Below are 14399 nucleotides of genomic sequence, written 5' to 3' on the forward strand. Positions count from 1 at the left end.
CAGCCATGATTGTGTTGGGTAACATCTGCGCCCACTTTGACCGACGAGGTACAGCATGCGTCGCCCTATGGTAGCTGGTAACTGGAAGATGCACGGTACCCGCGCCAGCGTCGCTGAGCTGATCAATGGCCTTCGTCATCTGGCCTTGCCAAGCGGTGTTGATGTCGCGGTATTCCCGCCTTGCTTGCATATCAATCAAGTGATTGATGGGTTGAAGGGAAAGTCGATTTCGGTCGGCGCGCAGAACTCTGCGGTGGAATCCATGCAAGGTGCCCTGACCGGTGAAGTTGCGCCGAGTCAGTTGGTGGATGCAGGCTGTTCCTTTGTGCTTGTCGGGCACTCCGAGCGCCGCCAGGTAATGGGCGAGCGAGACGAAATGCTGATTCGCAAATTCGCAGCGGCACAGGCATGTGGCTTGATTCCGGTGTTGTGCATAGGGGAAACCCTTGAGCAGCGTGAAGCCGGTAAAACTCTAGAGGTTGTCGGGCGTCAGCTGGGCAGTATTATAGAAGAGCTGGGTGTTGGTGTCTTTGCAAAGGCAGTAATCGCTTACGAGCCGGTCTGGGCCATTGGCACCGGGCTGACTGCTTCGCCGCAACAGGCGCAGGATGTGCACGCAGCCATCCGTGATCAGTTGGCGGCAGAGAATTCTGAAGTCGCACAAGGTGTGCGGCTTCTATACGGCGGCAGCGTGAAGGCGGCCAATGCGGTCGAACTGTTCGGCATGCCGGATATCGATGGGGGGCTCATTGGTGGAGCTTCCCTGAATGCAGATGAGTTCGGTGCGATTTGTCGCGCCGCGGGAAACTGAAAAAATGCTGGAAACAGTCGTAGTCGTTTTTCATCTGCTGGGTGCGTTGGGCGTAGTTGCTCTGGTATTGCTGCAGCAGGGTAAAGGTGCGGATGCTGGCGCGTCTTTCGGAGCAGGTGCTTCAAATACTGTGTTCGGAAGCCAAGGTTCCTCTACCTTTCTTAGTAAGTTTACTGCTATACTTGCCGCCGGTTTCTTCATAACCAGCTTAGGGTTAGGTTACTTTGCTAAAGAGAAGGCTCACCAGCTGACTCAAGTAGGCTTGCCAAATCCGGCAGTGTTGGAAGTTCCAAAGCAACAACCGGCTTCTGATGATGTACCGGTGCTTCAAGAGCAAAAGTCGGCTACTCCAGCGACTGACGTACCTCCAGCTCAAGAGCAAAAGTAAGAAGAGTTTCAAGCGTAGTATTGCCGAGGTGGTGGAATTGGTAGACACGCAACCTTGAGGTGGTTGTGCCCATAGGGTGTAGGGGTTCGAGTCCCCTTCTCGGTACCAATTATCAGGAGAGCCCGCTGTTGCGGGCTTTCTTGTAGGTGGAAGGTTACATTGACCCTGTCAGGGATCGGTCGTATACTTCCGCCCCAGCTTTGTCGCGGGGTGGAGCAGTCTGGTAGCTCGTCGGGCTCATAACCCGAAGGTCGTCGGTTCAAATCCGGCCCCCGCAACCAGTTTCAGGAGCCCCTTTTAAGGGGCTTTTTGTTAGCTGGACACTTTCAGCGCCGCTGTTCGACGGCGTTTCAAGGATGGGCGTTTCGCCCATTTTTTTGTTTTGCACAGCATGCACATACATGCACGAGGGGGTTCAGGTGTCGAGCAAGCTAGAAGAGTTGCAGGCCTTGCTGGCCCCGGTGGTCGTGGCCCTAGGCTATGAATGCTGGGGTATTGAGTTTTCGGCTCAAGGTCGCCACTCAATGTTGCGCGTTTATATTGATAAAGAGGGCGGCGTGCTGGTGGACGATTGTGCCATCGTCAGCCGTCAGATCAGCGGTGTCCTGGATGTTGAAGATCCAATCGCCGTTGAATACACCCTCGAGGTTTCCTCGCCTGGCATGGAACGCCCACTGTTCACTATTGAGCAGTTTGCAAAATTTGCCGGTGACCAAGTGAAGATCAAGCTGCGCTCGCCTTTCGAAGGCCGACGCAACTTTCAGGGCCTTCTGCGCGGTGTAGAAGAGCAGGACGTCGTGGTGCAGGTAGAAGACCATGAGTTCCTGTTGCCGATCGATATGATCGACAAGGCCAACATTATTCCCAGTTTTGACTGAGACGCGGATCCCGCGGATCCAATGGCTTGCGAAAGGCGAGGCGTACGATGAGCAAAGAAGTACTGCTGGTTGTTGAGTCGGTATCCAATGAAAAGGGCGTACCGGCAAACGTAATTTTTGAAGCGCTGGAGCTGGCTCTGGCCACTGCTACCAAAAAGCGGTTCGAGGACGAAGTCGATCTGCGTGTGGAAATCAATCGCCACACGGGTGCTTACGAGACATTCCGTCGCTGGACGGTCGTCGAAGAAGCAGACCTGGACGATCCGGCCATCGAGACCTGGCCGAGCAAGGTTGCAGAAACGCATCCGGGTGCTCAGGTCGGTGATGTCGTCGAAGAAAAGATCGAGTCCATTGAGTTCGGCCGCATCGCTGCACAGACTGCCAAGCAAGTTATTGTGCAGAAAGTTCGCGAAGCCGAGCGTGCTCAAGTCGTTGATGCCTATCGCGAGCGCCTGGGGGAAATCATCTCCGGCACCGTGAAGAAAGTCACCCGCGACAACGTGATCGTCGACCTGGGCAACAACGCTGAAGCGTTGCTGGCTCGTGAAGACATCATCTCTCGCGAAACTTTCCGGGTTGGCGTGCGCCTGCGTGCGCTGCTCAAGGAAATCCGCACCGAGAACCGCGGCCCGCAGCTGATCCTGTCGCGTACCGCGCCGGAAATGCTGATCGAGTTGTTCCGCATCGAAGTGCCGGAAATCGCTGAAGGCCTGATCGAAGTAATGGCTGCGTCCCGTGACCCGGGTTCGCGCGCCAAGATCGCGGTCCGCTCCAAGGACAAACGCATCGACCCGCAAGGCGCTTGCATCGGTATGCGCGGTTCGCGCGTCCAGGCAGTGTCGGGTGAGTTGGGCGGTGAGCGTGTTGATATCGTCCTGTGGGACGACAACCCGGCTCAGTTCGTGATCAATGCAATGTCGCCGGCTGAAGTGGCGGCAATTATCGTTGACGAAGATGCCCATGCAATGGACATCGCCGTTGGCGCAGACAATCTGGCTCAGGCCATCGGTCGCGGTGGTCAGAACGTGCGTCTGGCTAGCCAGTTGACTGGCTGGACCCTGAACGTGATGACCGAATCGGACATCCAGGCTAAGCAGCAAGCAGAAACCGGCGACATCCTGCGCAACTTCATCGACGAGCTCGAAGTCGATGAAGACCTGGCACAGGTGCTGGTAGATGAAGGCTTCACCAGCCTGGAAGAGATTGCCTACGTACCGTTGGAAGAAATGCTCAACATCGACGGCTTTGACGAAGAAACCGTCAACGAGCTTCGCGCTCGCGCCAAGGATCGTTTGTTGACCAAAGCCATCGCTACTGAGGAAAAGCTGGCAGACGCCCATCCGGCCGAAGACCTGCTCTCGCTTGAGGGTATGGACAAGGATTTGGCGATGGAACTGGCGGTGCGCGGCGTAATTACCCGCGAAGACCTGGCCGAGCAGTCTATTGACGATCTGCTCGACATCGACGGCATTGACGATGATCGTGCCGGCAAGTTGATCATGGCCGCCCGAGCCCACTGGTTCGAGTAATTAGGCGCGGCCTGAGGAGAGAAGTGCATGACGCAAGTCACGGTGAAACAACTGGCCGATGAGGTCAAAACACCGGTAGAGCGCCTGTTGCAGCAGATGCGTGAGGCAGGTCTGCCGCACACCGCCGCCGATGAAGGTGTGAGCGATAGTGAGAAGCAGTCTTTGCTGACTCACTTGAAGAGCAGCCACAAGGCGAAAGTGGAAGAACCGCGCAAGATTACACTGCAGCGCAAAACCACCAGCACCCTGCGTGTTGCTGGCAGCAAAAGCATCAGCGTTGAAGTACGCAAGAAGAAAGTCTTCGTACAGCGCAGCCCGGAAGAAATCGAAGCCGAGCGCAAACGCGAACTGGAAGAACGTCGCGCAGTAGACAATGCTGCTCGTCAGAAGGCTGAAGAAGAAGCCAAGCGTCGCGCCGAAGAAGAAGCACGTCGCCAGCCTGCTGCTGCGCAAACTGCTACTAACGACGCCGTTGCAGCACCTGCTGCAGTTGCCGAGCCAGTACGCCAAAGCGCACCGGTTGTGGCCGCTGCACCAGCACCGTCTGCCGACGCTCGCAAGCAAAACGAACAGCGCCGTCCGGACAAACCACGTGCCGACGATAGCAATCGTCGTGGCAGTGGTGATGGTGAGCGCAAAAACGCTCCGCATCGTGCTTCGGTCAAGGAAAAAGCGCCTGCTCCACGTGTTGCGCCACGTACTACCGACGAAGAAAGCGATGGCTTCCGTCGTGGTGGTCGCGGCAAGGCCAAGCTGAAGAAACGCAACGCTCACGGTTTCCAGAGCCCAACCGGCCCTGTAGTGCGCGAAGTGAAGATCGGCGAGACCATCACTGTTGGCGATCTTGCCCAGCAGATGTCGGTCAAGGCTGCTGAAATCATCAAGTTCATGTTCAAACTGGGTACTCCAGCGACCATCAACCAGGTATTGGATCAGGAAACTGCCCAGCTGGTTGCCGAAGAGCTGGGCCACAAAGTGACCCTGGTCAGCGACACAGCCCTGGAAGATTCCCTGGCCGAGTCCCTGAAGTTTGAAGGTGAATCGTTCTCCCGTGCACCGGTTGTGACCGTAATGGGCCACGTTGACCACGGTAAGACCTCTCTGCTCGACTACATCCGTCGTGCCAAGGTAGCTGCTGGCGAAGCCGGCGGTATCACTCAGCACATCGGTGCGTACCACGTTGAAACTGATCGCGGCATGGTCACTTTCCTCGATACCCCGGGTCACGCCGCGTTTACCGCAATGCGTGCTCGTGGTGCCAAGGCGACTGACATCGTGATCCTGGTCGTTGCAGCGGACGACGGCGTAATGCCGCAGACCATTGAAGCGGTCCAGCACGCCAAGGCTGCCGGTGTTCCGCTGGTTGTTGCAGTGAACAAAATCGACAAGCCGGGCGCCGATCTCGATCGCATCCGTAGCGAACTGTCGGTTCACGGCGTGACGTCGGAAGAGTGGGGCGGCGACACCCCGTTCGTATCGGTTTCGGCGAAAGTCGGTACTGGCGTGGACGAGTTGCTCGAAGCTGTTCTGCTGCAGGCTGAAGTTCTGGAACTGAAAGCGACTCCTTCGGCTCCTGGCCGTGGCGTCGTGGTTGAATCGCGTCTCGACAAAGGTCGTGGCCCGGTTGCTACCGTTCTGGTTCAAGACGGTACTCTGCGCCAAGGCGACATGGTGCTGGTCGGTTCGAACTATGGCCGCGTTCGCGCCATGCTCGACGAGAACGGCAAGCCAATCAAGGAAGCCGGTCCTTCCATCCCTGTCGAGATCCTCGGCCTGGACGGTACCCCGGACGCTGGCGACGAGATGAGCGTTATTGGTGACGAGAAGAAAGCCCGTGAAGTGGCTCTGTTCCGTCAAGGCAAGTACCGCGAAGTCAAACTGGCCCGTGCTCACGCCGGCAAGCTTGAAAACATCTTCGAGAACATGGGTCAGGAAGAGAAGAAGACGCTCAACATCGTCCTCAAATCCGACGTCCGTGGTTCGCTGGAAGCGTTGAACGGTGCCTTGAACGGCCTGGGTAACGACGAAGTGCAAGTGCGTGTTGTCGGTGGCGGTGTCGGTGGTATCACCGAATCCGACGCCAACCTGGCACTGGCCTCCAGCGCTGTACTGTTTGGCTTCAACGTGCGTGCCGATGCTGGCGCTCGCAAGATCGTCGAGCAGGAAGGTCTGGATATGCGTTACTACAACGTGATCTACGACATCATCGAAGACGTCAAAAAAGCCCTTACCGGTATGTTGGGCAGCGATGTTCGCGAGAACATCCTGGGTACCGCTGAAGTGCGTGACGTGTTCCGTTCGCCGAAGTTTGGCGCGATCGCCGGTTGCATGGTTATCGAAGGTGTTGTTCACCGTAACCGTCCAATCCGTGTACTGCGTGAAGACATCGTTATCTTCGAAGGCGAGCTGGAATCCCTGCGCCGCTTCAAGGATGACGCTTCCGAAGTACGTGCCGGCATGGAATGCGGTATCGGCGTGAAGAGTTACAACGACGTTAAAGTCGGCGACAAGATCGAAGTCTTCGAGAAGGTTCAGGTTGCTCGCAGCCTCTAACTCGCGCACTTCAAGGGCCACGATGAGCCGCCGCATGCCAATGCGCGGCACAGCGTCAGGACTCTAAACGCAACGCCCGGTCTGGCTTTTGTCAGGCCGGGCGTTTGCCGCTTTCAGACCCCACGGGTTTCACCGTGTGGCAGTAACAGGTAACAAGACATGGCAAAAGAATACAGCCGTACCCAACGTATCGGCGATCAGATGCAGCGTGAGCTGGCACAGCTGATCCGTCGTGAAGTCAAAGACCCGCGCGTAGGCCTGGTCACCATTACCGCTGTTGAAGTCAGTCGTGACGTCGGTCACGCCAAGATCTTCATCACCGTGATGGGCCAGGACAACGCCGAAGACATCGCGCAAAGCATCAAGGTGCTCAACTCTGCCGCCGGTTTCCTGCGTATGCAGTTGGCTCGCGAAATGAAGTTGCGCAGCGTTCCACAGTTGCACTTCCACTACGACGAAAGCGTCGTGCGTGGCGCGCACCTGTCGGCCCTGATCGAGCGTGCGGTGGCTGAAGACAATCAGCACCCGGTAGCGGCTGAAGCCGAAGACACCAAGGAGTAATCGGTGGCTCAGGTCAAACGGATCCGCCGTAACGTCAGCGGCATCATCCTGCTCGACAAGCCGCTGGGGTTCACCTCCAACGCGGCATTGCAGAAGGTTCGCTGGTTGCTGAACGCCGAGAAGGCCGGGCATACCGGCAGTCTTGATCCGCTGGCCACCGGCGTGCTGCCGTTGTGCTTCGGTGAGGCCACCAAGTTCTCGCAATACCTGCTCGATTCCGACAAGGCTTATGAAACCCTGGCGCAACTGGGCAAGACCACCACCACGGCCGATGCCGAAGGTGAAGTTTTGCAGGAGCGACCGGTGACCGTTGGTCGCGCCGATGTCGAAGCTGTGCTGCCGAGTTTTCGTGGGCAAATCAGTCAGATACCGCCGATGTACTCGGCACTCAAGCGTGATGGCCAGCCGCTGTACAAGCTGGCCCGTGCAGGCGAAGTAGTGGAGCGCGAACCGCGTTCTGTTACTATTGTGCGCTTGGAATTGCTGGCCTTTGAGGGTGATACTGCGCGGCTCGCGGTGGATTGCAGCAAAGGCACCTATATCCGCACCCTGGTGGAAGATATCGGTGAACAACTCGGTTGTGGCGCTTACGTGGCTGAATTGCGACGTACCCAGGCCGGGCCTTTCACGCTGGCGCAGACTGTGACGCTTGAAGAGTTGGAAGCCGTACATGCCGAGGGCGGCAACGAAGCGGTCGACCGCTTCCTGATGCCATCGGACAGCGGCCTGCTGGATTGGCCGCTGTTGCAGTTCTCGGAGCACAGCTCGTTCTACTGGCTTAACGGCCAGCCGGTACGGGCCCCGGATGCACCGAAGTTCGGCATGGTCCGGGTACAGGATCACAACGGTCGCTTCATCGGTATCGGTGAAGTGAGCGAAGACGGGCGTATCGCGCCGCGTCGATTGATTCGGTCAGAATGACCGAACGAGGGTGGCTGTTAACAGGCACGGTCACTTCCTCATTTTATAGATACAGGGATTTGTCCCTGGCCTGTTGAAGCTGTTTCCTTGAAACAGTTTCCTGATAAAAGGATTGCCTCATGGCTCTCGACGTTCAAGAAAAAGCTCAAATCGTAGCTGACTACCAGCAAGCTGTTGGTGACACTGGTTCGCCAGAAGTGCAAGTTGCACTGCTGACCCACAACATCAACAAACTGCAAGGTCACTTCAAGATCAACGGTAAAGATCACCACTCCCGTCGTGGTCTGATCCGCATGGTAAACCAGCGTCGTAAGCTGCTGGACTACCTGAAAGGCAAGGACGTGAGCCGTTACAGCGCTCTGATCGGTCGCCTGGGTCTGCGTCGCTAATAAGCGATTGCGCTAGAGGTTGGTTGTCTGTCGTGCGTCAGTGGGTTTCCCGCTGGCGCATGGCAGGCTCCCAGCCTCAAGTTTTATCTGGATACACGTTTTACCCTGGACAGGCGTTGGGTCGACTCCCGACATTGCCCAAGAATTTCGCAAGAAGACAAGTTCCCCAAGAGCCACAAAAGAAGGTAGGACACCGTGAACCCGGTAATCAAAAAATTCCAGTTCGGTCAGTCGACCGTTACCCTCGAGACTGGCCGTATCGCCCGTCAGGCCTCCGGCGCAGTATTGGTCACCGTTGACGACGACGTCAGCGTATTGGTGACTGTGGTCGGCGCCAAGCAAGCCGATCCGGGCAAGGGCTTCTTCCCTCTGTCCGTTCACTACCAGGAAAAGACTTACGCTGCCGGTAAGATCCCTGGCGGTTTCTTCAAGCGTGAAGGCCGTCCTTCCGAGAAAGAAACCCTGACTTCCCGACTGATCGACCGCCCGATCCGTCCGCTGTTCCCAGAAGGCTTCATGAACGAAGTGCAGGTTGTCTGCACCGTCGTTTCCACCAGCAAGAAGACCGATCCGGACATCGCTGCGATGATCGGTACCTCGGCTGCGCTGGCCATCTCCGGCATTCCTTTTGATGGCCCGATCGGCGCTGCCCGCGTTGCGTTCCACGAAAGCACCGGTTACCTGCTGAACCCGACTTACGAACAACTGAAAGCTTCGAGCCTGGACATGGTCGTTGCCGGTACTTCGGATGCCGTTCTGATGGTTGAATCGGAAGCCAAAGAGCTGACCGAAGACCAGATGCTGGGCGCGGTACTGTTTGCTCAAGACGAATTCCAGGTTGTGATCAACGCTGTTAAAGAACTGGCTGCCGAAGCTGCCAAGCCAACCTGGGCCTGGGCTCCACAACCAGAAGCTACCGCTCTGCTGGGCGCTATCCGTGCGGAGTTCGGCGACGCGATCTCCCAGGCTTACACCATCACCATCAAGGCCGACCGTTACGCTCGCCTGGGTGAGCTGAAGGACCAGGTGGTTGCCAAACTGTCCGGTGAAGAAGGTCAGCCATCTTCCAGTGAAGTCAAAGCAGCTTTCGGAGAAATCGAATACCGCACCGTCCGCGAGAACATCGTTAACGGCAAGCCACGTATCGACGGTCGCGACACCAAGACCGTGCGTCCTTTGAACATCGAAGTCGGTGTTCTGCCTAAGACCCACGGTTCGGCACTGTTCACCCGTGGCGAAACCCAGGCTCTGGTTGTTGCGACGCTGGGTACTGCCCGTGACGCACAACTGCTGGACACCCTGGAAGGCGAGAAAAAAGACCCGTTCATGCTGCACTACAACTTCCCTCCGTTCTCGGTAGGTGAGTGTGGTCGCATGGGTGGCGCTGGTCGTCGCGAAATCGGTCACGGCCGTCTGGCCCGTCGTTCGATTCAGGCCATGCTGCCTGCTGCCGACGTGTTCCCGTACACCATCCGTGTTGTGTCGGAAATCACCGAGTCCAACGGTTCGAGCTCCATGGCTTCGGTCTGCGGCGCTTCCCTGGCGCTGATGGACGCCGGCGTTCCGATGAAGGCACCGGTTGCCGGTATCGCCATGGGTCTGGTTAAAGAAGGCGAGAAATTCGCCATCCTGACCGACATCCTGGGTGACGAAGACCACCTGGGCGACATGGACTTCAAAGTAGCCGGTACCGCCAAAGGTGTGACCGCGCTGCAGATGGACATCAAGATCAAAGGCATCACCGAAGAAATCATGGAAATCGCTCTGGGCCAAGCCCTGGAAGCGCGCCTGAACATCCTCGGTCAGATGAACCAGATCATTGGCCAGTCGCGTACCGAACTGTCGGAAAATGCTCCGACCATGATCGCGATGAAAATCGACACCGACAAAATCCGTGATGTCATCGGTAAAGGCGGCGCGACCATTCGTGCGATCTGTGAAGAGACCAAGGCTTCGATCGACATCGAAGACGACGGCTCGATCAAGATCTTCGGCGAAACCAAGGAAGCGGCTGAAGCGGCACGTCAGCGCGTTCTGGGCATCACCGCAGAAGCTGAAATCGGCAAGATCTACGTTGGTAAGGTTGAGCGCATCGTCGACTTCGGCGCATTCGTCAACATCCTGCCGGGCAAGGACGGTCTGGTTCACATCTCGATGTTGAGCGACGCTCGCGTTGAGAAAGTGACCGACATCCTGAAAGAAGGCCAGGAAGTGGAAGTGCTGGTACTGGACGTGGACAACCGCGGCCGTATCAAGCTGTCCATCAAAGACGTAGCAGCAGCCAAGGCTTCGGGCGTTTAATCACCCCCACGCCTGACCGCTTCAACGTTATAGAAAATGCCCTGCAGTGAAAGCTGCGGGGTATTTTTTTGCCTGCAAAAAAATCAGACGAGTCATGAAGTTGCCTGACCCCAAAGTCAGTGCTAGGTTTAGCCCACTGCCCGTGTAGCTCAGTTGGTAGAGCAGCGCACTCGTAACGCGAAGGTCGCAGGTTCGATTCCTGTCTCGGGCACGAGCGACACGTTGTTTTCAGATGATCCCGAATGGTTCTGAAGGCCAGATAAACCGGGCTTCAAACGGTTTTTTTGCGTCAGAGAGATCCTTGATGATCCAGATCCATCTTCCATTCCCCAGATCAAAGAGAACGCCATGACCGTTAAAGAATTGACCCAAGAAGCCAGACACGAAGAAGCGCTGAAAAAGTACTTGCTGGATTCGCCCCAGTTAGCCGAAGAGATCAAGGACTTGCCCGCCGACGATCAGAAAGACCAGATCCAGTGGGCGTTCGAGGATGAGGCGGAATCTCAGGGCTTGCAGCCGTGGGAGCTGACGCTCAAGTACACCTCAACCCCTGAAGAGTTCGAGGCTGCGCGCCTTGTTCTGCACAAGGAGGCTGCCGAGGTATTGGGCGTCGAGTGGGAAGAGTACTGCGAGATGAATAATCTGGTGCTCTGATAAAAACGCCAGCCTCACGAGGCTGGCGTTTTTCATTCACGCGGGCGTTATCAAAGGCTCAGACGCATCGACAGATCGACAGCCTTCACATCCTTGGTCATCGCACCAATCGAGATGTAATCCACCCCGGTTTCGGCGATCGGTAGCAGCGTGCTTTCGTTGATACCGCCGCTGGCCTCCAGTTTCGCCTTGCCTGCGTTCAGACGCACGGCTTCGCGCATGTCATCCAGGCTCAACTCGTCGAGCATGATGATGTCGGCACCGGCTGCCAGGGCTTCCTTCAGCTCCTCCAGGCTTTCCACTTCGATCTCCACCGGTTTGCCCGGGGCAATCTTGTGCGCGGCGTTGATGGCCTCCGGGATGCCACCGCAGGCAGCAATATGGTTTTCCTTGATCAGGAACGCGTCGTACAGACCGATGCGGTGGTTGTGGCAACCGCCGCAGGTCACGGCGTACTTCTGCGCCAGACGCAGCCCCGGCAAGGTTTTACGGGTGTCGAGCAACTTCACCTGAGTCTCGGCAACGTAATCCGCCAAGTACTGCGCGCGTGTGGCCACGCCAGAAAGCAATTGCAGGAAGTTCAGTGCACTGCGTTCGCCCGTCAGCAGCGAGCGCGCCGGGCCTTCGAGGTGGAACAGCGCCTGATTGGGTTTCACCCGCTCGCCATCACGCACCTGCCAGTGCACCGCAACACGTGGGTCCAGCTGCCGAAACACTGCTTCAACCCAGGCTGTGCCGCAGATGACGGCAGCGTCGCGGGTAATGATGGTGGCTTTGGCCAGGCGTTCGGCCGGGATCAACTGTGCGGTGATGTCGCCGCTGCCGATGTCTTCGAGCAACGCACGGCGCACGTTGGCTTCGATTTCGGCGGTCAAATCGGCGAGACGTAGATTCGGCATAACGGACTCCACAAACAAAGTGGCCCGATTATAGGGCCATGGCGCTGGGCAACCCAAGGCATCGACGCGTTCCCATCGCTCTGAAACCTGCATTTGGTCGATTCGCCTGAGCAATCGGCACTAAGTCAGCGTCTCCCATAAGCGTCTATTTCATAGGGGATGCAGAGTCTGCTGGTACAGGGGACATCTTTTGCAAGATAATCCGCCTTGCTTTTGACGTCATGGCGTTGACGTAGGTTGGATTGACGACTATTCGAAGACTCACCGTTTCTGGAGGCCTGAATGCACAACGACGGGAATGTAGTGCCTTTGCACAAGGTTGCTACCGACCAGGCGACTCACTCGCCGCTCGCCCGCCTGCCTGTGATTCTGCTTCAGGTTCGCGACAAGGCTGCTCAACAGCTCAGGCTTGGGTTGCAGGAATTGTTCGATAACGCCGACGACACACTGTTCGAAATGGCCGACCGGGCCCGCAATGACGTCGATCAGAACCTCTTCTTCGAAGCCATGCGCGACTTGCGCCTCAAACGCAAAAACATCGAACGCGGCGTTCTCGAGCAATTCGTCGAGGCTTTTGTTCGCCTCACACAGTACGACACCACTCAGTCTGCCTTGTCCCAGGCGCTGGCCTTCGACGCCGCGACGGCGCTGTCCAATGACGACAGGGCGCGCAGCGTGGCAGTTGAGGCGATGGTCCGCAAAGTGCTGAACCGCGACGGCTTCGCCCTGGACCAACTGACTGCCCGACTCAGCGCACTGCTGGGCAGGGAGCTGCTCGATCAGCACAATCCGGTGGGGCCTGCGATGCTCTGCGAGTACTTTTTGCAGGCCGGACGCAACCTGGGGGTGGAGATCAAGGTCAAGCTGATCATCCTCAAGTTGTTCGAACGCTACGTGCTCAAAGAGGCCAATCAGCTCTACGCCGAAGCCAATCAGTTGCTGATGGCCACCGGTGTTCTGCCCGACCTCAAACCTGCCCCAGCGCGTCGGGCCACGGATCGTGCGGCTGCCAGCGTCGGTGTTGAATCCGCGCCGGCCAGCCCCCGCGTCGGTGGCCCGCCGATCGACGACAGCGTGCAGGAAGTCTTCGCCGCGTTGCAGGTATTGCTGTTTCACGTGCGTGGCAGTGTCGCGCCGACGCTTGAAGCCAGTGCCCAGACACAGCCGATTTCCACCCGCGACCTGCTGCGCCTGCTCTCGCACTTGCAGCAATACGTGCCGGCGCCGGCAGCCCAGGACGACTTCGATCTGCGAAACCAGCTCGAACAACTGCTGACCCGGGTCAGCGTCAAAAGTGGCAAGTCACGCGTGGTCGGGGTGGCTGACGAAGACGTGATCAACCTGATCGCGATGCTCTTCGAATGCATCCTCGATGACCGCAACCTGCCGGATTCGCTCAAGGCGCTGATCGGCCGTTTGCAGATCCCTATGCTGAAAGTGGCGGTGCTCGACAAGAGCTTCTTCAGCCGCTGCAGTCACCCGGCCCGGCGCCTGCTCAACGAAATTGCCACCGCAGCCATGGGGTGGGGCGAGTTCGATGACCATGAGCGCGATAGCCTGTATCTGCGCATCGAACAAGTGGTGCAACGGTTGCTGAACGATTTTGTCGATGACCCGGCGGTCTTTTCCGAATTGCTGGCGGATTTTCTCGCCTTCACCAGCGACGAGCGCCGTCGCAGTGAGCTGCTGGAGCAACGAACCCGTGACGCCGAAGAAGGCCGTGCCAGGACTGAACTGGCCCGCCAGTGCGTTGAACAGGTGCTGAATCAGGCCCTGTTGGGCAAAGTATTGCCGCAACAGGTGGTGGTGTTTGTCCAGGAAGCCTGGAGCAAAGTGTTGCTGCTGACGTGCCTCAAGCACGGCGATCAGTCAGCCGCGTGGCACGCCGATGTGCAGACCATGGAGCAATTGATCTGGAGCGTACAGCGTCATGACGAGCCCGATGCGAGCCTGCGCTTGTTGACGCTGGTGCCGGGGTTGCTCAAGTCGTTGCGCGACGGGCTGAGCAGTTCGGCATTCGATCCGTTCGCCACCAGCGAGTTTTTCAGTGAGCTGGAAGCCTTGCACGTTCATCTGTTCGAACGTCCAGGGCAAAAGCTTGAACAGTCTGTCGATACGCCGGTAATGGTCGAAGTGCTGCAGGAAGTCGTCCTGCGAACCGCCGACGAAGGGCCGGTCGATACGGCGTCAGTGCGTGTGCCGGAGAACGATGCCGGTCTGCTTCAGGTCGATCAGCTGCGGTTGGGGTGCTGGGTCGAGTTTCAGGAAGACGAGGAAAACACCCTTCGCTGCAAGCTGGCGGCGATCATTGAAGCCACCGGCAAGTACATTTTCGTCAACCGCACCGGAATGAAAGTGCTGGAGCGCAGTCGCCCCGGTCTGGCGCTGGAATTCCATCGTGGCGCGGTGCGAGCGCTGGACGACACGTTGCTGTTCGATCGGGCGCTGGAGTCGGTGATCGGTAACCTGCGGCGCCTCAATCGCGGCAAGTGATCGCGCCCCGAGGGTCTATCAC

At 57.7% G+C, this 14399-nt stretch carries 12 protein-coding genes and 3 tRNA genes; 14 read left to right on the forward strand and 1 reads right to left on the reverse strand.

What is annotated here, in order from left to right; all coding sequences use genetic code 11:
- Positions 1-55: 55 nt before the first annotated feature.
- The 13 genes from tpiA to QK293_RS00635 all read left to right on the forward strand — a co-directional run bounded on the left by tpiA (position 56) and on the right by QK293_RS00635 (position 10985).
- Positions 56-811: a triose-phosphate isomerase gene (gene tpiA / locus QK293_RS00575; protein ID WP_282374981.1), complete on the forward strand. Its 756-nt coding sequence runs from the start codon at positions 56-58 to the stop codon at positions 809-811.
- A 4-nt stretch (positions 812-815) separates the two neighbouring features.
- Positions 816-1199: a preprotein translocase subunit SecG gene (gene secG, locus QK293_RS00580; RefSeq protein WP_017336473.1), complete on the forward strand. Its 384-nt coding sequence runs from the start codon at positions 816-818 to the stop codon at positions 1197-1199.
- 22 nt (positions 1200-1221) lie between these two features.
- Positions 1222-1307, forward strand: a tRNA-Leu gene (locus QK293_RS00585).
- Between the two features lie 96 nt (positions 1308-1403).
- Positions 1404-1480, forward strand: a tRNA-Met gene (locus QK293_RS00590).
- A 138-nt stretch (positions 1481-1618) separates the two neighbouring features.
- Positions 1619-2077, forward strand: a complete 459-nt coding sequence (gene rimP, locus QK293_RS00595) for a ribosome maturation factor RimP (RefSeq protein WP_282375324.1) — start codon at positions 1619-1621, stop codon at positions 2075-2077.
- Positions 2078-2124: 47 nt separating this feature from the next.
- Entirely contained in the window at positions 2125-3606 is a 1482-nt protein-coding gene (gene nusA / locus QK293_RS00600) for a transcription termination factor NusA (protein ID WP_008024459.1), read from the forward strand.
- Positions 3607-3633: 27 nt separating this feature from the next.
- Positions 3634-6159: a translation initiation factor IF-2 gene (gene infB, locus QK293_RS00605; protein WP_282374985.1), complete on the forward strand. Its 2526-nt coding sequence runs from the start codon at positions 3634-3636 to the stop codon at positions 6157-6159.
- Positions 6160-6318: 159 nt separating this feature from the next.
- Positions 6319-6720 (forward strand): 30S ribosome-binding factor RbfA, encoded by a 402-nt coding sequence (gene rbfA / locus QK293_RS00610; protein WP_008149016.1) that lies wholly within the window; start codon positions 6319-6321, stop codon positions 6718-6720.
- 3 nt (positions 6721-6723) lie between these two features.
- Positions 6724-7641, forward strand: coding sequence for a tRNA pseudouridine(55) synthase TruB (gene truB, locus QK293_RS00615; RefSeq protein WP_282374988.1), 918 nt, complete (start codon positions 6724-6726; stop codon positions 7639-7641).
- 119 nt (positions 7642-7760) lie between these two features.
- Positions 7761-8030: a 30S ribosomal protein S15 gene (rpsO, locus tag QK293_RS00620; RefSeq protein WP_282374990.1), complete on the forward strand. Its 270-nt coding sequence runs from the start codon at positions 7761-7763 to the stop codon at positions 8028-8030.
- Between the two features lie 195 nt (positions 8031-8225).
- Positions 8226-10331 (forward strand): polyribonucleotide nucleotidyltransferase, encoded by a 2106-nt coding sequence (pnp, locus tag QK293_RS00625; protein ID WP_282374992.1) that lies wholly within the window; start codon positions 8226-8228, stop codon positions 10329-10331.
- A 138-nt stretch (positions 10332-10469) separates the two neighbouring features.
- Positions 10470-10542, forward strand: a tRNA-Thr gene (locus QK293_RS00630).
- Positions 10543-10679: 137 nt separating this feature from the next.
- Positions 10680-10985 (forward strand): DUF6388 family protein, encoded by a 306-nt coding sequence (locus QK293_RS00635; protein WP_282374994.1) that lies wholly within the window; start codon positions 10680-10682, stop codon positions 10983-10985.
- A 50-nt stretch (positions 10986-11035) separates the two neighbouring features.
- Here QK293_RS00635 and nadC read toward each other — a convergent pair whose 3' ends face one another.
- Positions 11036-11884 carry a carboxylating nicotinate-nucleotide diphosphorylase gene (gene nadC / locus QK293_RS00640; protein ID WP_282374996.1) on the reverse strand — a complete coding sequence of 283 codons (849 nt, stop codon included), beginning with the start codon at positions 11882-11884 and terminating at the stop codon, positions 11036-11038.
- A 282-nt stretch (positions 11885-12166) separates the two neighbouring features.
- Here nadC and QK293_RS00645 point away from each other — a divergent pair, with 282 nt between their 5' ends.
- Positions 12167-14377 (forward strand): DUF1631 domain-containing protein, encoded by a 2211-nt coding sequence (locus QK293_RS00645; RefSeq protein ID WP_282375001.1) that lies wholly within the window; start codon positions 12167-12169, stop codon positions 14375-14377.
- The last annotated feature ends 22 nt before the right edge of the window (positions 14378-14399 follow it).

The organism is Pseudomonas sp. AL03 (assembly GCF_029960815.1).
Taxonomy (GTDB): domain Bacteria; phylum Pseudomonadota; class Gammaproteobacteria; order Pseudomonadales; family Pseudomonadaceae; genus Aquipseudomonas.

What these genes read in the sequence shown, in the direction of transcription:
- tpiA (WP_282374981.1), top strand. Translation starts at nt 56, where the DNA reads ATGCGTCGCCCTATGGTAGCTGGTAACTGGAAGATGCACGGTACCCGC.
- secG (WP_017336473.1), top strand. Translation starts at nt 816, where the DNA reads ATGCTGGAAACAGTCGTAGTCGTTTTTCATCTGCTGGGTGCGTTGGGC.
- nusA (WP_008024459.1), top strand. Translation starts at nt 2,125, where the DNA reads ATGAGCAAAGAAGTACTGCTGGTTGTTGAGTCGGTATCCAATGAAAAG.
- infB (WP_282374985.1), top strand. Translation starts at nt 3,634, where the DNA reads ATGACGCAAGTCACGGTGAAACAACTGGCCGATGAGGTCAAAACACCG.
- rbfA (WP_008149016.1), top strand. Translation starts at nt 6,319, where the DNA reads ATGGCAAAAGAATACAGCCGTACCCAACGTATCGGCGATCAGATGCAG.
- rpsO (WP_282374990.1), top strand. Translation starts at nt 7,761, where the DNA reads ATGGCTCTCGACGTTCAAGAAAAAGCTCAAATCGTAGCTGACTACCAG.
- QK293_RS00635 (WP_282374994.1), top strand. Translation starts at nt 10,680, where the DNA reads ATGACCGTTAAAGAATTGACCCAAGAAGCCAGACACGAAGAAGCGCTG.
- nadC (WP_282374996.1), bottom strand. Translation starts at nt 11,884, where the DNA reads ATGCCGAATCTACGTCTCGCCGATTTGACCGCCGAAATCGAAGCCAAC.
- QK293_RS00645 (WP_282375001.1), top strand. Translation starts at nt 12,167, where the DNA reads ATGCACAACGACGGGAATGTAGTGCCTTTGCACAAGGTTGCTACCGAC.